20 protein-coding genes are annotated in these 17,383 nt (G+C 36.8%); 14 read left to right on the forward strand and 6 right to left on the reverse strand.

Translation table 11 applies throughout. The annotated features are described in order from the left end of the window. Positions 1–46: 46 nt before the first annotated feature. Both ACN6NE_RS22870 and ACN6NE_RS22875 read left to right on the forward strand, forming a co-directional pair. On the forward strand, positions 47–250 hold the full coding sequence (locus ACN6NE_RS22870; protein WP_013056997.1) for an alpha/beta-type small acid-soluble spore protein: 204 nt from the start codon (positions 47–49) through the stop codon (positions 248–250). 189 nt (positions 251–439) lie between these two features. Beyond that, a complete protein-coding gene (locus tag ACN6NE_RS22875) occupies positions 440–1,288 on the forward strand; it encodes a YihY/virulence factor BrkB family protein (RefSeq protein ID WP_129709104.1) in 849 nt (282 codons plus the stop codon). 33 nt (positions 1,289–1,321) lie between these two features. Here the strand turns inward: ACN6NE_RS22875 and ACN6NE_RS22880 are convergent, their stop codons facing one another. Further along, positions 1,322–1,600 carry a hypothetical protein gene (locus ACN6NE_RS22880; protein ID WP_035438954.1) on the reverse strand — a complete coding sequence of 93 codons (279 nt, stop codon included), beginning with the start codon at positions 1,598–1,600 and terminating at the stop codon, positions 1,322–1,324. 197 nt (positions 1,601–1,797) lie between these two features. Here ACN6NE_RS22880 and ACN6NE_RS22885 point away from each other — a divergent pair, with 197 nt between their 5' ends. Continuing rightward, positions 1,798–2,730, forward strand: a complete 933-nt coding sequence (locus ACN6NE_RS22885) for an alpha/beta hydrolase (protein WP_129709106.1) — start codon at positions 1,798–1,800, stop codon at positions 2,728–2,730. 201 nt (positions 2,731–2,931) lie between these two features. Then, positions 2,932–3,825, forward strand: a complete 894-nt coding sequence (locus tag ACN6NE_RS22890; RefSeq protein ID WP_474327414.1) for a helix-turn-helix domain-containing protein — start codon at positions 2,932–2,934, stop codon at positions 3,823–3,825. 369 nt (positions 3,826–4,194) lie between these two features. On the opposite strand, the gene ACN6NE_RS22895 is transcribed toward ACN6NE_RS22890, so the two are convergent. Together ACN6NE_RS22895 and ACN6NE_RS22900 are read right to left on the reverse strand one after the other, a co-directional pair. Further along, positions 4,195–4,728 (reverse strand): PIN domain-containing protein, encoded by a 534-nt coding sequence (locus ACN6NE_RS22895; RefSeq protein ID WP_129709115.1) that lies wholly within the window; start codon positions 4,726–4,728, stop codon positions 4,195–4,197. A 7-nt stretch (positions 4,729–4,735) separates the two neighbouring features. Further along, positions 4,736–5,092, reverse strand: a complete 357-nt coding sequence (locus ACN6NE_RS22900; protein ID WP_129709118.1) for a hypothetical protein — start codon at positions 5,090–5,092, stop codon at positions 4,736–4,738. A 236-nt stretch (positions 5,093–5,328) separates the two neighbouring features. Here ACN6NE_RS22900 and ACN6NE_RS22905 point away from each other — a divergent pair, with 236 nt between their 5' ends. Both ACN6NE_RS22905 and ACN6NE_RS22910 read left to right on the forward strand, forming a co-directional pair. Then, complete coding sequence (locus tag ACN6NE_RS22905) at positions 5,329–5,889, forward strand: maltose acetyltransferase domain-containing protein (RefSeq protein ID WP_474327416.1); 561 nt, start codon at positions 5,329–5,331, stop codon at positions 5,887–5,889. Between the two features lie 246 nt (positions 5,890–6,135). Next, positions 6,136–7,113 carry a ring-cleaving dioxygenase gene (locus ACN6NE_RS22910; RefSeq protein WP_129709126.1) on the forward strand — a complete coding sequence of 326 codons (978 nt, stop codon included), beginning with the start codon at positions 6,136–6,138 and terminating at the stop codon, positions 7,111–7,113. Positions 7,114–7,263: 150 nt separating this feature from the next. On the opposite strand, the gene ACN6NE_RS22915 is transcribed toward ACN6NE_RS22910, so the two are convergent. Continuing rightward, positions 7,264–7,770: a PCYCGC motif-containing (lipo)protein gene (locus ACN6NE_RS22915; protein ID WP_474327418.1), complete on the reverse strand. Its 507-nt coding sequence runs from the start codon at positions 7,768–7,770 to the stop codon at positions 7,264–7,266. Between the two features lie 234 nt (positions 7,771–8,004). Here ACN6NE_RS22915 and ACN6NE_RS22920 point away from each other — a divergent pair, with 234 nt between their 5' ends. The 4 genes from ACN6NE_RS22920 to ACN6NE_RS22935 all read left to right on the forward strand — a co-directional run bounded on the left by ACN6NE_RS22920 (position 8,005) and on the right by ACN6NE_RS22935 (position 11,267). After that, positions 8,005–8,859 carry an STAS domain-containing protein gene (locus tag ACN6NE_RS22920; protein ID WP_129709132.1) on the forward strand — a complete coding sequence of 285 codons (855 nt, stop codon included), beginning with the start codon at positions 8,005–8,007 and terminating at the stop codon, positions 8,857–8,859. A 323-nt stretch (positions 8,860–9,182) separates the two neighbouring features. After that, the gene (locus tag ACN6NE_RS22925; RefSeq protein ID WP_013083119.1) at positions 9,183–9,380 is read left to right on the forward strand and encodes a DUF3311 domain-containing protein; all 198 of its coding nucleotides are present in this window, start codon (positions 9,183–9,185) and stop codon (positions 9,378–9,380) included. Continuing rightward, on the forward strand, positions 9,380–10,873 hold the full coding sequence (locus tag ACN6NE_RS22930) for a sodium:solute symporter family protein (protein WP_474327421.1): 1,494 nt from the start codon (positions 9,380–9,382) through the stop codon (positions 10,871–10,873). The genes ACN6NE_RS22925 and ACN6NE_RS22930 overlap by 1 nt, the downstream gene beginning before the upstream one ends. Positions 10,874–11,099: 226 nt before the next feature. Beyond that, complete coding sequence (locus tag ACN6NE_RS22935) at positions 11,100–11,267, forward strand: Fur-regulated basic protein FbpA (RefSeq protein WP_014460141.1); 168 nt, start codon at positions 11,100–11,102, stop codon at positions 11,265–11,267. A 26-nt stretch (positions 11,268–11,293) separates the two neighbouring features. Here the strand turns inward: ACN6NE_RS22935 and ACN6NE_RS22940 are convergent, their stop codons facing one another. Both ACN6NE_RS22940 and ACN6NE_RS22945 read right to left on the reverse strand, forming a co-directional pair. Next, positions 11,294–11,419, reverse strand: coding sequence for a hypothetical protein (locus tag ACN6NE_RS22940; RefSeq protein WP_276319810.1), 126 nt, complete (start codon positions 11,417–11,419; stop codon positions 11,294–11,296). An 83-nt stretch (positions 11,420–11,502) separates the two neighbouring features. Then, positions 11,503–12,096 carry an exonuclease domain-containing protein gene (locus ACN6NE_RS22945; RefSeq protein WP_129709137.1) on the reverse strand — a complete coding sequence of 198 codons (594 nt, stop codon included), beginning with the start codon at positions 12,094–12,096 and terminating at the stop codon, positions 11,503–11,505. Between the two features lie 237 nt (positions 12,097–12,333). Here ACN6NE_RS22945 and ACN6NE_RS22950 point away from each other — a divergent pair, with 237 nt between their 5' ends. The 4 genes from ACN6NE_RS22950 (at position 12,334) to ACN6NE_RS22965 (ending at position 17,382) form a co-directional block, all read left to right on the forward strand. Continuing rightward, positions 12,334–12,630 (forward strand): hypothetical protein, encoded by a 297-nt coding sequence (locus ACN6NE_RS22950; protein WP_474327423.1) that lies wholly within the window; start codon positions 12,334–12,336, stop codon positions 12,628–12,630. A 382-nt stretch (positions 12,631–13,012) separates the two neighbouring features. Next, positions 13,013–15,364, forward strand: coding sequence for an immune inhibitor A domain-containing protein (locus ACN6NE_RS22955; RefSeq protein ID WP_474327425.1), 2,352 nt, complete (start codon positions 13,013–13,015; stop codon positions 15,362–15,364). 223 nt (positions 15,365–15,587) lie between these two features. Further along, positions 15,588–16,967: a class II fumarate hydratase gene (gene fumC, locus ACN6NE_RS22960; protein WP_129709146.1), complete on the forward strand. Its 1,380-nt coding sequence runs from the start codon at positions 15,588–15,590 to the stop codon at positions 16,965–16,967. A gap of 175 nt (positions 16,968–17,142) precedes the next feature. Next, a complete protein-coding gene (locus ACN6NE_RS22965; RefSeq protein ID WP_013057019.1) occupies positions 17,143–17,382 on the forward strand; it encodes a hypothetical protein in 240 nt (79 codons plus the stop codon). Position 17,383 lies beyond the last annotated feature (1 nt).

The raw sequence follows: 17,383 nt of genomic DNA on the forward strand, positions 1-17,383 counted from the left end.
AGGAACATTAACCTATATAAGCTGTTGAAGGAAAGGAGTGATAAACATGGCAAATCGTAATCCTATTTTAGTTCAAGGTGCTGAACAGCTTCTTGATCAGTTAAAAACGGAAATCGCGGGAAGACTTAACGTTCAGCTTGGCGCTGAACAGACGGCTCGTGCAAATGGTTCTGTTGGTGGAGAAATGACGAAGCATCTTGTTGCAATGGCGCAACAGCAATTAAGTGGTGCACAAGGACACATTCGCTAGTCTGCTCTACATAAACACTCTGATGAAAAGTTCTGGCTCTTTTGAGCTGGAACTTTTTTTGTGTAGGAAACATCATTCTACTTTCTCTTGGTCGTTTGATCTGAGATTTTGCTTGAAATTCTCCACTTTCAAGATTGAAAAGTGCATAAAATGGGAAAAGAACAAAAAAAGAGAAAGTAGAGGTTTATCATGAAAAAGCTATTATTATTTGGAAGAAGTCTCGGTAAAGAAATTCAAGAAGACCAAGCAACGGGACTAGCGGCTGAGCAAGCCTATTATTATATGCTATCATTATTCCCTATGCTTATTTTACTGATATCGATTGTTCCTTATCTATCTATTAAACCGGAAGAGGCAATCGATGTCCTTCAAAGCGTTATGCCGGGAGAAACGGCTGCAATCTTTAAAGATAACGTAGCTCAATTTGTAAGCCAACCAAACGGCGGGTTACTGACTGTAGGGATTTTAGGAACCATTTGGTCCGCTTCAAATGGTATGAACGCCTTTATCCGTGCAATGAACCAAGCCTACGACGTGAAAGAACAGCGTTCATTTATTAAAGTAAGAGGTTTGTCTATTCTTTTAACGATTGGATTGATTGTAACGATTGTTGTATCACTTCTTTTACCAGTGTTTGGAGGAGTTTTGTTAAATTGGATAAGCGAATGGTTTTCTCTTCCTTCAGGTACAACAGTGATTTTAAATGTTCTGCGCTGGATTATCGGTGTCGGCATTATGGTACTTGTTTTATCCGTATTATACAGATTAGCTCCAAACAAAACGTTTCCTTTTGCTCATGTATGGCCCGGAGCACTCGCTGCTACGCTGTTATGGCAGCTGACATCTTTAGGGTTCTCATTTTACGTAAGCAACTTTGGCAATTATTCTGCTACTTATGGAAGCTTAGGAGGCGTGATTGTTCTGATGCTTTGGCTATTTTTAACGGGGTTAATTCTCGTTATTGGAGGAGAGATTAATGCTATTTATCACCGAAACAAAACGGCTGCGCCTCCTAAAGATACGTCTCAGGCGATGTAATAAAAAAGGAAACCTTTATAGAGGTTTCCTTTTTTAACGTTTAAAGCTATTAACAAGCTGTTTAAATGAGTTGGCTGTATATTTGACCGAATCTTTTTTGTACTGTACATCAGTTTTAATCGCCGCTTGCGTTACTTTTAAATGATTTGTTTTTTCTTTGATATGATCGGTTTCATTTTGAAGATGCTGAGAAGTGGCATTTACAGAGTTCACAGTTGGTTTGATTTTTTTATTAAATGATACGCCTGCGTAAATAAGATACGCAAGTGATGCCAAAACAACAGCTAAGCTTATATAAACAATAATCATCATTGTGCCTCCTTTATACGTATTTATATTTATATAGGTGAGAATAAAATATATACGAATATCATCCTCTTTATTTAATTGTTATACCCATTTTTAATAAAAACAAACAAAAGCCTGCTGAGAAGACAATATATTGGATTTTTTCTGAAATTTCATTCATCATTACATATAGAGTTACCTTGAAAGGAGAGAGAAGAAGAATGCCGTTAGATCCGCATATTCAAATATTTCTAAATCAATATAATGAAATGCCCCGTCCTTCTTTAGAGGACGTTACACCCCCGCAGCTGAGAGAAATGGAAAAGATGTCTTTAACTCCTTCCAAAGAAGCAGTTAAAAAAGTATATAATAAAGAAATCCAATTAAATGAATGTACGCTCACTATACGAGTGTATGAACCTGAAGGAACAGGGCCATTTCCCGCTCTTGTTTATTATCACGGAGGAGGCTGGGTATTAGGAAGCTTAGATAGCCATGACTCTATATGCAGATCGTATGCAAATGAAACAAACTGTATTGTGGTGTCTGTTGATTACCGCCTTGCTCCTGAGGATAAATTTCCCGCTGCAGTGAACGATGCCTATGACGCCTTGGATTGGATTGCAGCTCATTCGTCTCAATTAAATATCGATTCAAACAAAATTGCCGTCGGGGGCGACAGTGCCGGTGGCAACCTTGCTGCGGTTGTAAGCATTTTAGCAAAAGAAAGACAAGGTCCATCCATTGTTCATCAGCTGCTTATTTATCCGTCTGTAGGATTTAAAAATCAGCACCCTGCCTCTATGAAAGAAAACGCCGAAGGATATTTTCTTTCAAAAGATCTTATGGATTGGTTTCGCCTTCAGTACTTAAATAATAAAGAAGAAGAACAGCATCCCTATAACGCTCCGGTATTACTAGAAGATTTATCGAGTCTGCCAAGCGCTACCATTATTACAGCACAGTACGACCCTCTAAGAGATAGCGGAAAAGACTACGCGGACGCATTAAAAAATCACGGTGTTCCCGTCACCTACGAAAACTATGAAACAATGATTCACGGGTTTTTAGGGTTTCATGAATTTGTCCCACTCGCTCAGCAGGCGATCAATAAAAGCGCAGCTCAACTGCGTCAAGTATTTGATTCTATTTAAGGCGCAAAGATATATAGTGTCATAAATTATATGAACTTGGGAGAAGCAGCACATGGATGTGCTGTTTTTCTTTATTGATAGGGAGAAAAGATTGACAAGATTTTCAAAAAATAGCCCATTATCTCTTTTAAAGTCATTTTGTTTGGAGTATAGTAGAAAAGTAGGATAAAAACATTTATTGACATTAAGTAAGGTGATTTTTTGAATGATAAAAAACAAGTAGGTCAGCTGATTCAAGATCTGCGAAAGATTGCGGAAATGACAACTGTCGAGTTATCAGAAGGAATTTGTACAGAAGAAGAGCTACATCGATTTGAACAAGGTGAAATTCATGCAAGCAGTGAAGTTCTCTATCATTTATCGAAACGCTTAGGGGTTCCGATGAATTATTTCTTTGAAGCAGGAGAGCTAACGCCCAACGATTATTCAAAAGAAATTAAATCGACCATTAGGCATTATATACGAAAACGCGATTATGAAACCGTGTTACATATGGTGAACAAAGAAAAAGATAATCCTATGTTTCAAGATCCTTTTCACGCACAATTTTTCCTATGGCACGAAGCCATATGTGATTATTATATTGGAAATAAATTTGAACAAGCGCTTCGTAAATTGGAAAAAGCCATTGCGTTCACGCGTACGGGCGAACAGTTTTATTCAGAAAAAGAGATTGCTATTTTAAACAGTATTGCCATTATTTATGAAGAAGAAGGTTATTTAAAAAAAGCGTTCAGTACGTTTATGGAAGGGTTGCAGCATATTGCTTTGCTTCCTAAGTTAAAAGATCCTCTTGTCAAAATTCGAATTTTATACGGATTATCGCGTGCGCTTTTGCAAATGGAACGTTATGAAAAGTCGGTTAAATATGCACAAGCAGGACTAGAGCTTTGTATTCAGCATGAGACGCTTTATTTATTAGGAGAACTGCACTATCAAATTGGAGAAGCACTCTGTCAGCTTGGTGAGCTTAAAGAAGGAATAGCTTACTTAGAAAAAGCTATTACTGTTTTTGAAATTGAGCAAAATGAAGCGTTTGTGACCATTATTAAAGAAGAGATGTCTAAATATCAAGAAATAAAAAAGAAGAGCTGATAGCTCTTCTTTTTTTATCTCCAATACACTGGGTGTGGGTAAAATGGACGAGGACGAGGGTAAAAGTAAGGGGGATGGTAATAAATAGGACGAGGATAAGGGTAAGGATAAAATGGACGTGGGCGAGGATATGGATAATAACCATAAGGGAATCTTTCGTCAGTTTCATGAGGATTCGAATAATAATCATAGCCATGTTGATACTCTTCTAAAGGTTGTTCCGGGTAATATTGATAATTCACTCTTTTCACCGCCTAAGTTTTTATGCTTTTTACTGTATTCATTATAGAAAGAATTGGAGTATGTACCCATCAAATTTTTAATTTGAAAAAGGCGGGAGACAAGGAGTATTTTGAAGATAAAAACAAATTAGCTTTCCTTCTCGTTTTCTTGTAAGTTATCAGCATCGGGAAGGTTGGGAAGTTCAAAGCTTTTAATAAAAGAAGCGTAAGCAATCGTGTCTTTAATAGGATTTACATAAGATAATAGTTGACCTCGATAGCTGAAATTAAATGTAATCCAAGCAAAATCTTTATTATTATTGGAAATCAGTTTCGCATTATGTATAAAAGCAGATGCGGCAATCATCGCATCCGGGCCTTTAATTTTTTTATTGGATTCTATTTTGGCTTTTCTGCGAATTTGAGCTGCTAGCTGTGCAATTTCACTTGTAACGTCTACAATTTTATCTGTCATATCGTAAATATAATGATTTTTTACTGCTTTGACTTGAGGATTTGTTTCTACTTCCCAATGCGACAGAAGTTCCATTTGTACAACGGTAGGCATTAAAAATTCCGCATTATTTGAAATAAGTTCATTAATATATTCCACAACTTCTGGATAATTAAGCGCATGTGAAGCCCAAATGTTTGTATCAATGATTACTTTTTCACCCAACACAAATCGTTCACTCCTCTCTACTAGCCATTCGTACCAGCTCTTCTAACCCAACAGGTGAGTAAAGAGCCGCAGATTCTGAAAGCTGATTGCTTAATAGAAGCTTTTCATATTTAGTTAATCTAGTTTTTGCAGATTTTATGAGCTTTTCTTGTGTATCATTTAATGATTTATCTTTTTTATCATACGTGCGTAGAACTTTATTTTGAGGTTTGTATTTAAGATTTTTCTTCTGTATAGGGGGTGAGGAAGGTGATTGTGGTGAGGGTTGTGTGTGAATTTTTCCATTTATTTTTAGTTTAAAGTGCTTCTGAACCTCCTTGCTGTATGTTCCTTTTTGGTCATCTACCAAGCGCTGTGCTTTCATAATATCCCTGCCTTTTATATAAATTTATATAGTATATGTGATGAAGTTTTCTCTTACTATTCCTTTTATATAAAAAGATTAAAAAATTAGCTTCCAAGAGTTATTAAATTAACTAATGTTTGCCTGGTGGGTGATAATCTCAGCGAATATCGGACAAAGGTTTAAAAACATGGTATCGTGTAAGAGAAATAAATCAGTATAGGTTAGAGAAGGAACTACAAAAAAGGGGATGCAAAATGAAAACAGAAAAACAAAAAATGCTGGATGGAGAATTATATTTTTCCGCTGATCCGCAACTAATAAAAGAACGCGAAAACGCTCGAAGATTAACAAGGCTTTATAACCAAACAACAGAAAGGGAAGAAGAAAGACGTACAAACTTATTAAAAGAACTGTTTGGGTCTACGGGAAATTCTCTTTGCATAGAGCCTACTTTCCGCTGTGACTACGGTTCTAACATTCATGTTGGAGAAAATTTTTATGCTAACTTTGATTGCGTACTTTTAGATGTATGTGAAATAAGAATAGGAGATAATTGTTTTCTTGCACCAGGTGTACATATCTATACAGCAACTCACCCTTTGCATGCTCTTGAAAGAATTTCAGGAGCTGAGTTTGGAAAGCGTGTAGAAATAGGAAATAACGTCTGGATTGGGGGAAGAGCCGTTATTAATCCTGGTGTGAAAATAGGCAACAATGCGGTAATTGCTTCGGGTGCCGTTGTGACAAAAAATGTTCCTGATAACGTGGTAGTCGGAGGTAATCCTGCAGTTATAATCAAGCATATTGAAAATTAAAGAATAAACAAAGAGCTTTTGAATTGTAAAAGCTCTTTGTTTATACGATGTTTTATTGCCGACTTGGCTCGTCCTCATTTATAATGTTTTGGTTAAATGTAAAAATATACATATTTCCTTCCGAGATCATCCATACTTTATTGACAAAGGAAAATTAATCATGGTATATTATCTTTAATTAAAGATATTTAAATTAAAGATAAATGATGAATGATAAACTAGACGATTTATCCGGAGGAATGTAGAATGAACCACTTAAAAGGAATACACCACGTAACGGCTATTACAAGCAGTGCAGAAAAGAATTATGAATTTTTCACATATGTGTTAGGCATGCGCTTAGTTAAAAAAACGGTCAATCAAGATGATATTCAAACGTATCATTTGTTTTTTGCAGATGATAAAGGAAGCGCTGGAACGGACATGACTTTTTTTGATTTTCCAGGTATTCCAAAAGGTTTTCACGGAACAAATGAAATTTCAAAAACATCTTTCCGCGTTCCAAATGATGAGGCTTTAGACTATTGGGTAAAGCGCTTTGATCGCTTAGAAGTAAAGCATACGGGGATTCAAGAGCTATTTGGGAAAAAGACGCTTTCGTTTGTTGATTTTGATGATCAGCAGTATCAGTTAATTTCCGATGAAGGAAATCAAGGAGTTGAATCAGGCACTCCTTGGCAAAAAGGCCCTGTACCTCTTCAATACGCTATTACGGGACTTGGTCCTATCTTTATTCGTATTGCCGAGTTTAATTACTTTAAAGAAATGATGGAAAAAGTCCTTTTATTTAAAGAGATTGCTCAAGAAGGAGATCTTCACCTATTTGAAGTAGGAGAAGGAGGAAACGGGGCGCAAGTAATAGTTGAACATAATGAAAAACTTCCGCAGGCTCAGCAAGGTTTTGGAACTGTTCATCACGTTGCTTTTCGTGTAGAAAATCGACAGGCTCTTGAAGAGTGGATTAACCGAATGCCAAGCTTTGGTTTCCATACGTCTGGTTATGTGAATCGTCACTTCTTTGAATCATTGTATGCAAGAGTGGCTCCGCAAATTTTATTTGAATTTGCGACAGATGGACCAGGATTTATGGGAGATGAACCTTACGAAACGCTCGGGGAAAAATTATCACTGCCTCCGTTTTTAGAGCCAAAACGTGCAGAAATTGAGAAGCTCGTCCGTCCGATTGATACAGTAAGAAGTACAAAAGAGTTTGTAAAAGAATAGTATACAAAAAACACTCAAATAGCTATTTGAGTGTTTTTTGCTGTTTCACAGACGAATCAGCTTTCAAAACGCTAAAAAAGAACGCGTTTTTGATATCTTCTACTTTTATATATACCTGTCGCGAATGTTTACTTAAAAACTGCCAATGTTCTACAGGGAAGGAGTAGGAGTGGGTTGTGCATAGCCTTCTTTATATTTTTCATCGATGTCTTTGCGGATATCTTTTATTGATTTGCCTCGATTATAGTCGAGCATAGCTTTAGCTGCAATTTCTATACACAATCCGCATTTTGTTCCATGATCATCCCAGACAACTGCTCCATTTCTTTTGTTTTTAAAAATAAAGCAGTCATAGCTGTTTTTGTGATTCGCTTCCATCCCACATCCGCAGTAGCAAGGGATTTTTTTAAGTAGTTCACGATTTTTAGCAACGGATAGATAAACTAATTTGATATCTTTAGGCTGGTTCTTCAAAAACTGTGGTAAAACATCTGCTCCTGGAGTCTCTTCGCGAATATCAGCAACTGCAGCTTTATGATGTTCATGACCTGAATGTGCAGAAGAGTTTGTGGCAGAAGAAGTTGTTGTATTGTTTGAACAAGCGGATAATCCAATACTTGTAGCGAGAATCCCCAACAAAATAATTGGTTTTTTCAATACAATTAACATCCTTTCATGTGAAAATAAATGATAGTTGCATCATACACGGCAGTTTATCTATGTAGATAATCAAATACCTGCTTGTTTATATCTAATTCTCTATAAGTATGCAGAGCGGTTATCGTGTATGATAGAGATGGACGAGGAAAAAATATGAAGCATGAATTTATCATAAGGTGCGTTTTGTAAGTAATTGGACAGAAGGAGAAAGTGAACGGAGGTTAAACAGTAGTGAGTGAACAAAATCAACGTCTTTTTGAATATATTTTAGAAAATTCAGCCTCTATCAGTGAAGAATGGCTGCGCCAAAGAAGTAATGTTAAAGGATCGATTTACTCAAAGGACGCAGATGCTTCAGTTGAGAAAAAGCTGCGCGAGCAGCATCTTTATACGATCGAAACAATTGCGAGCGGCTTTCTTGACGATCAAGAGATTTTTAAACAACGTATGATGAAATGGACGACGGAAGTAGTAAACAGCAGAATTAAATTTGATACGCCGATTTACGAGGTAGTAGAAGCGTTAAGCAAAACAAGAAAAATTATTTGGACGTATGTCAAGACATATAGTCTGATACATTCATCTATTACAAAAGAAGATATACTGTCTTGGAGTGAAGTTTATCATACAACATTTGATAAACTCATTAATGAATTCTCCGAACAGTATTATAAAATCACAAGGCAAAAAATAAGTCTTCAGCAAGAGCTAATCGACGAAACAAGTTTTCCTGTCATTCCAATTGTAGATCACATCGCGGTCTTGCCTTTGGTAGGGCTTATTGATGAAATCAAAGGTGATTCTATTATCGAGGTTGTTCCAAAAAGGTGTGCAGAAAAACATATAAGACATCTAGTCATTGATTTATCGGGTGTAAATTATGTAGATACGTATGTCGCTCACAAATTTTTTGACTTGATTAACATTTTGCAGCTGCTAGGCATCCATGCGATTATGTCAGGAGTGAGTCCTGACATGGCTCAGACAGCTGTTAATGTAGGAATTAGTTTTAATAAAATTGAAACATTTGGACATTTAAAACAAGCTCTGTCTTCGCTTGGTGTAAAGAAAAAAGAAGAAGAATAAAGTATAGAAATGCTAGATCGAAACGGAACTGTTTGAGACCTTTACTCTCAGTTCCGTTTCTTTTTGTTTGTCTATATTCTGTATATGAAAATATGAAATAATATTCTGCTGCATTCAAAACCTTGTAAGCATGTCTTACAAACTTCTTTTCATATGGGGACAAATGGAAGATACTAAGGAACAAATAAACGGCGGTTTTCTATGCCAAACGTCTCGTTTAGCTCAAGAATGGAGGTGTAAAGAGAAGAATAAGAGAAGTACATAATGAGATAGTTAAAGTCTTAGATAAGTACTGATAAGCCGTGTGATTAAGGAGGAGCTCTATGAAAATAATTTATCTTCTTTGTTTGCTTCCGTTTGTAGGAATATTAGGTTTATTGCCTTTTGTTAACAAAGTAACGCCGTTTATTTTAGGGATGCCTTTTTTTCTCTTTTGGATTGTTATGTGGGTAATCCTTACGTCCTTTATTATGGGTATTGTGTACAAGCTCGATCCTGCTGTTAAAGGAGGAGATAAATAATGAATACTGCTCTGATTATTATTTTTGGTTTTTTACTTTTAGCTATTTATCTTGGAATTCGAGCTACGCGAGGCAAAAAAATGGATTTAGAACAGTGGAGCGTAGGCGGCAGAGGTTTTGGAACCATTTTTGTCTTCTTTTTGATGGCGGGTGAAATCTATACTACTTTTACGTTTTTAGGAGGAAGCGCGTGGGCATATGGAAAAGGAGGGCCGGCGTTTTATATTTTAGCCTATATTTCTTTAGCGTACGTATTAGGGTATTGGATTGGTCCGCAAATATGGCGGTATGCGAAGCAGCATAAGCTTATGTCTCAGCCGGATTTTTTTGTTTCAAAATATAACAGCCCGTTTCTAGGCATCGTTGTTTCTTGCGCAGGTGTGCTAGCAATTGTTCCTTATATTATTTTACAGTTCAAAGGCTTAGGTATTATTGTATCTGAAGCTTCTTATGGCTCTATCTCTTCAACCGCAGCCATTTGGATTGGAGCCATATCATTAACGGTTTACTTAATGATATCAGGCATACATGGTTCCGCGTGGACGGCTATTGTCAAAGATATTATGATTTTTATTGTCGTATTATTTTTAGGAATATATATGCCGTTTCATTACTACGGAGGCTTACAGCCAATGTTTGAGGCTGTGCATCAAGCAAATCCAACGTTTCTTACTCTTCCCAAGATAGGGCTAAGTATTTCGTGGTTTATTTCTACAGTCATGCTGACCGTATTAGGATTTTACATGTGGCCGCATACGTTTAATGCAACGTATTCAGCTGAAAACGAGAATGTATTTCGAAAGAATTCTATTATAAGTCCTATTTATACGTTAATGCTGCTTTTTGTCTTTTTTGTAGGATTTACTGCTCTTATGCAGGTACCTGGACTACAAGGCGCAGAAGCGGATTTGTCACTGCTTCGTCTTTCCATTCAAACATTTGACCCGTGGATTGTCGGCTTTATTGGCGCAGCTGGTTTATTAACAGCGCTTGTTCCTGGATCGATGCTTTTGATGGCAGCTTCTACGTCACTATCTAAAAACGTTTATGGCGTTCTTGTTCCTTCAGCGACGGGCAAACAAATTTCGATACTGGCTAAATGCTTCGTACCGGTCATTGCGCTTGTTTCAGTCTATTTTACACTTCATGGAGGGAATACGATTGTAACGCTTTTACTAATGGGCTACAGCATTGTGACGCAGCTGTTTCCTGCTTTTATTTTTAGTTTAATGAAAAACAATATCGTGACTAAATACGGGGCGTGTGCAGGTATTGTTGCCGGCATTGCGTCTGTGATGTATATAACGATTACTGAAACAACGCTTGGCACGTTGTTCCCTGCGTTGCCACAAATCATTAAAGATACAAATGTCGGCGTTATTTCTTTATTTATTAATTTAGTTGTATTAATGGTGGTCAGTTTAGCAACGAAAAAAATCGCCGCACAGCCGTATTTTGAAAGCGGGGCAGTAGATAGAAAACAAATTTTGTGAAAATCTTTTTCCAATTGCGTTTTAAGAACATCATGAAGGGTATAAAAGTAGTGCATCACCAAAATATTCAATATGGCTGCAAGACATAAGCAGCCTTCTCGATAAAATGTAACGATTGCGTTGTTTTTAAACATAGGTAACGAGTGTGAAAAGCAACAAGACGTATGCCACAAGCGGTGTACGTCTTTTCTATGAAAGATATTTACCTAAAAAAGGAGATGATAACATGACATCTGAAAAAGCATTTGAGCAAAAGAAAGATCTTTTAATGAATCAAATTATTGAATCGGGTTACTTTAAAGCAGAAGACGGGAGACATTTGTACGAATTGAATTTAAGTGAACTAGAACAAACGCATCACGATCTTCAAAACCAAAAGGTAAGAGAAGTATAATTAAAATCTCCCAGATTATTAGAAATTCAGCTGATTTCGTATATGTGGGTAAACACCAGCTGTTCAGTTTGTTCCTCCGCGGCTTTTTTGCTTGAAAGCAGGCACTTTTCTTTTTCTTCCGGTGCGTTTACAGCCTCGCTGTTTCCAATCATACTCCTCAAACATATAACTCAACACTTAAGAAATATGCGAATAAAAATAAAAAAGCGCAGAAGCTGCGCTTTTTTTTGTTGAGTTAAAAACGAGTGGAAGCCGCTGTTTTTTTAGGTTTGCTCATTGCTTTTTTTAATACTTCAGAAAAATAGGGCTCTCCGCTAGGATTTTGCTGTCTTAGCAAGTCAATGGTTCCTTTCACGTCATCCATAGCTCTATGAGCGTGCTCTCTCTCAATATTATGATGATCAAGAAGCGTTGTTAGTTTTTTATTAGGAAAGCCGTACTCTTTCCATTTGACAGCACGCATAGAGCAGTGCCATTTTTGGTTAAATAAAGATGGATACCGTTTTAAAAGAAAACTGCGATCGAAAGAAGCATTATGAGCGATGATAGCCGAAACGCTAGTTAACAGCGATTCCACTTTTTTATCGTCTAATGTTTTATTTTTGACCATCTCATTTGTAATTCCCGTTAAGTTTGTAATATACGGGAAAATGGGAGTTGAAGGCATATTAAATTCTTCATATTCTTCTACAATGTCGATTATTTCTCTGGTAGAAGAATCATAAGAAACAACAGCAATGGCTAGTTCGATAATATCGCATGTTTGAGCACTCAATCCCGTTGTTTCAACATCTAAAACGGCTGCTAATTTCACTTGTTCAGTTGACAACTCGTCGCCCTCCCTTTCTATTTATCATTCTATTAGCTTATCATTTTTTAACAGAAAACGTTAGTAAAAAAGATGAGCAAGTACGTACATACATGGATTTATTTTATACGCCTACATGGAAAAGGAATTTACTTTTTTAAAGGAGATGACGATAGGAAAGGAGAATAGTAATATTTACTCATCTAAATTAAGTCTTCATTGAAAATAATGAAATGAAGGAAGAAGGGGATCGTTATCATGCAATTGCTGTATATGGTACTTTTTCTTGTCTTAATTTTTTGGGGAATTACATCTTTTATTCATTACAGGAATCAAACTATTAAAGTTCGTTTGAACAAACATTATACGAATGCAGTAGAATGGATTGAAGCTGTTAAACAAGAGCTGGAAAAGAAAGGGAAATCCGTGAGTTATGAAGGGAATTTCTTGTTTAAAATTGATGAAAAACCTTATGAAATCGCAGCGCGTAATATGTCTATTTGGAGCATGTCGCTCTATCATATCTTGCTGCAGCGTCAAAAAGAACATTCTTAAATTTACTTGCATACAGAGATTATCGCTTCTCGTCTATTGAGAGGTGATTTTTTTTATTTTTCTGTACCCATAATGGGGAATTTTTTGTTTTTATATAATAGTAATACGGAAAAGATGGTTCTAATTTCCTAAAAAAATACGCTTCATATATTTTTAGTTTTGGTTATCGATTTGGCATGGAATTTGCATACGTAAGAAGGGTTTATCAGACATTTTAATTGTCAGGAAAAGAAAAATAGTTACATACTATAAAACTATTTTACATTATCTACTAGAATCAAAAAATTTTAATAATATAGTAAAATGTAGTTGACCTTCCTAGTTTTAGAATATAAAATAAATCTTGCTAATAGTTTGAAAATTCTAAAATGGAGGGGTTTACTTGAAAAGCTGGAAAAAGATTTTGGGGACATCTTTTCTTGCCACAACTGTTACATTAAGCGGAGTGGGGCCAGTACTTATGAATGGAAGTACTGCTTCAGCTAAAACCGCACAATCGGAGGAACTTCCGAGTTCACCAATTGATATGAATACAGTACCGGAAGAAAGATTGGCTAACGCACTGAAAAACCAAGGAGTTATTTCTCAAAGTGCAACACCGCAAGAAGTGAAGAAAGCCGTTGCTTCTTACATAAACAAAAAAGATGCACATAAAGAGAGTATGAAGGGACATAAAGCTAGCAAAATTGATTTGAAAGCTAAAGAAATGCAAACAAAACAAAAAGAAAAGTTTCAACGAGGCGAATTTGCTAATATTAAGTCTCAAGGAAACAATTCGGGGAACGGGGTAAACGTTAAACCTGCAGCTCAGGCAAAATATAAAGGACAAGTGAGAAAAGATAAAGTTCTTGTTCTTTTAGTCGAATACGCAGACTTTAAGCATAACAATGTCATTCAAGAACCTGGTTACATGTATGCAAAAGATTTTAACCGAAACCACTATCAGCAATTAATGTTTGGAAAGAAAGACTTTACGCTGTTTAACGGAAAGAAAATTAAAACGTTTAAACAATATTATGAAGAACAGTCTGGAGGTAGTTACACAGTAGATGGAACGGTTTCTGACTGGTTAACTGTACCTGGAAACGCAAAAGAATACGGAGCAGACAATCCAGCGGGAGGAAACGATAATGCGCCTGGATCTAAAGGGCCTCGTAATCTTGTAAAAGAAGCGCTTGCTGCAGCAGCAAAAAGCGGCATTAACCTTTCAGATTATGATCAGTTCGATCAATATGATATCGATGGAGATGGCAACCGCAATGAGCCTGACGGCATAGTGGACCACTTAATGGTCATTCATGCTGGAACTGGGCAAGAAGCAGGTGGAGGTAAACTAGGAAACGATGCTATCTGGTCTCATCGCTCTACTTTGGGACAAGTATATAAAGTTCCTGGAACAAACATGGCTGCTTATGATTATACAATTGAGCCAGAAGACGGAGCAGTTGGCGTTTTTGCTCATGAATTTGGCCATGATTTAGGTTTGCCGGATGAGTATGATACACAGTATACGGGTCAAGGTGAGCCGGTAGGCGTTTGGTCAATTATGAGCGGAGGGAGCTGGGCTGGTGAAGTAGCTGGAACAGAACCGACAAGTTTCTCCCCGCAAAATAAAGAGTTTTTCCAAGCAAATATGGGTGGAAACTGGGCAAATATTCAACAAATCGACAGCAAAAACATTACAAAATCCGGATCTGTGAGCGTGGTTGATCAAAGCGTGACAAAATCTAAACGACCGGGTATTGTGAAGATTAATTTACCTAAAAAAGCTGTTCAAGGGATTAAGCCTGAGTTTGGAAGCAATTACTACTACAGTAAACGCGGAGACGATCTGCATACGACAATGACGACGCCAGAGTTTGATTTAACAACGGCCAAAACAGCGACGTTCAATTATAAAGCGTTCTATGAAGTAGAGGCAGAATACGATTATTTATATGTAAATGCGATTCTTCCTGACGGTTCAAAAGTTCTGTTAGATACAATTGGTGATAAAGCGAATAATGCAGACGGTTCTGCTGAAACTTCCGGCGGAAACTGGGAAGATAAAAGCTATGACTTAACGAAGGTTTTAGGTAAAAAAATCAAGCTTCAATTTGAATACGTAACAGACGGAGGACTTGCTCTTCAAGGATTTGCGCTTGATAATGCCAGTTTAGTAGTAGATGGAAAAACGGTATTTACGGACGATGCTGAAGGAGCGCCAAAAGTAACGTTAGATGGATTTGAAAAGACAAATGGCATCAGCTATAAAGACAACTATTATTACCTTGAGTGGAGAAACTATGCAGGCAGCGATAAAGCACTTCAATTCGCGCGCGGTGCAAAATATAATACAGGCATGCTGCTTTGGTACGCAGATGAAAGCTATCTTGATAACTGGGTAGGACAACATCCAGGTGAAGGATTCCTTGGTGTAGTTGATTCACATGCTCATAAAGTTCTTTACTTTAATGTCAATGGGATTAGCACTACAGCAAATTCAAGCCGATATCAAATTGCAGACGCGGCGTTCTCATTTGATAAATCACCTGCTTGGTCATATTCTCATAAAACGTGGGGAACTATTTCATCTAAAGAATCAAATGGAGTTACAAGTTTCAACGACAAAAAATCGTATTTAGATGAAAGAATTAAAGATGCAGGCCGCTTGCTTCCTCAAAACGGATTAAAATTAGACGTAATTGGTGAAGCAAAAGACAATTCAGCTGGTGCTGTATGGATTCATAAGTGAAATTAGACGTATTCAAAAAAGATCTGAAGAGCGTACTCTTCGGATCTTTTTTTATGTTAGAAAATCAAAATAAACTATGAGCTAAATAATCAAAGTGTTTAATGCCGTTTAAAAAATAAAATAAAGGGAATTTTCAACAGTGAATAATTGTTATTATGTCATGAAATTCATCCATATAATCAATACTAATAGGTAAAGAAAATATTGAAAAGGAGTTCTAACTATGAGCTATCGTATCGAAAGAGATTCAATTGGAGAAATCAAAGTGGCAGAAGATAAACTATGGGGAGCGCAAACGCAAAGAAGTAAAGAAAATTTTCCAATAGGGATTGAAAAAATGCCGATTGAAGTAATACGCGCTTTTGCGGTTTTGAAGAAAAGTGCGGCTATTAGTAATCATAAACTAGGCAAACTATCATCAGGGAAATCGGAAGCCATCGTACAAGCTGCTAACGAAATTATTGAAGGGAAATGGAATGAACATTTTCCTTTAGTGGTATGGCAGACAGGAAGCGGAACGCAATCAAACATGAATGTAAATGAAGTGATTTCCCGCCGGGGAAACCAGCTAATAAATGGCGACGAAACGCTCCATCCAAATGATGATGTCAATATGTCACAAAGCTCTAACGATACTTTTCCTACAGCTCTTCATATTGCAGCTGTACTAGAAGTCGAAGATCAATTATTGCCTGCTCTAAAAACATTAAAAGAAACGTTCGCTGCGAAGCAAGAGCAGTTTAAAGATATTATTAAAATAGGAAGAACCCATTTACAAGATGCTACACCGCTAACACTAGGACAAGAAATTAGCGGATGGCATCATATGCTCGAAAAGAATGAAGAAATGATTAAACAAAGCGTAGAGTATATGAAGGAGCTAGCTATTGGCGGTACAGCTGTTGGGACGGGGATAAATGCACATCCTGACTTCGGCGATGAAGTAGCGAAAGAAATCAGCAGCACGCTTGGGAAAACATTTATCTCAGCACCTAATAAATTTCATGCATTAACAAGTCACGATCAAGTGGTTTATGCCCACGGTGCACTCAAAGCCTTAGCAGCTGACTTAATGAAAATCGCCAATGACGTACGCTGGCTGGCAAGCGGTCCTCGGAGCGGACTAGGCGAAATTACGATTCCTGCTAACGAACCAGGAAGTTCTATTATGCCTGGAAAAGTAAATCCAACTCAAAGTGAAGCTCTAACAATGGTTTCTGCACAAGTGCTTGGGAATGACGTGACGATTGGTATTGCGGCTAGTCAAGGAAACTTTGAATTAAATGTATTCAAGCCAGTTATTATTTATAATTTTTTACAATCAGTCAGATTGCTGACAGATTCCATGCAGGCTTTTAACGATAAATGCGCAGTAGGAATTGAACCCAACAAAGAAAAGATTCAGCATAATCTAGAAAATTCTCTTATGCTTGTAACAGCGTTAAATCCGCACATAGGTTATGAAAATGCGGCTAAAATCGCCAAGCTGGCTCATCAAGAAGGAACGACATTAAAAGAAGCAGCGGTCAAAACGGGCCTTCTGACAGAAGAACAATTTGAGCAATGGGTAAATCCTGCTAATATGATTCATCCATCAAAATAAAAACAAGAAGCCAAGCATTCTGAGCTGCTTGGCTTCTTGTTTTTAATAAAATAAACATTGTTCTAAATAAACACATAAAAAGAAAATGCGGATTAAAAGAATTTTTACACTTCCTTGTTCTAGATTCAACTACATAAAATTAGGGTATTTACTTGTTTATAAAGGAGGGATTCAAGTGACGTACGAAGTGAAGTTTTATTTTGGGAATGAAAAATCAATCAGTACATTGGTTGAATCAGAAAATGTAAAAGAGCTTGAAGAATCTATTATTCATACACAAGGATGGTATCGTTATTATGACAAAAAACACGAAGCTTATTTAGCCATTCAAATGAGCAACGTTTTACACATTGTTATAAAAGAATATCAGGATCCGGAAAAAACAGGGGTTTTGAGAGATTCGTCGTATACATAAG

This window comes from Priestia sp. 53B2, assembly GCF_056099005.1.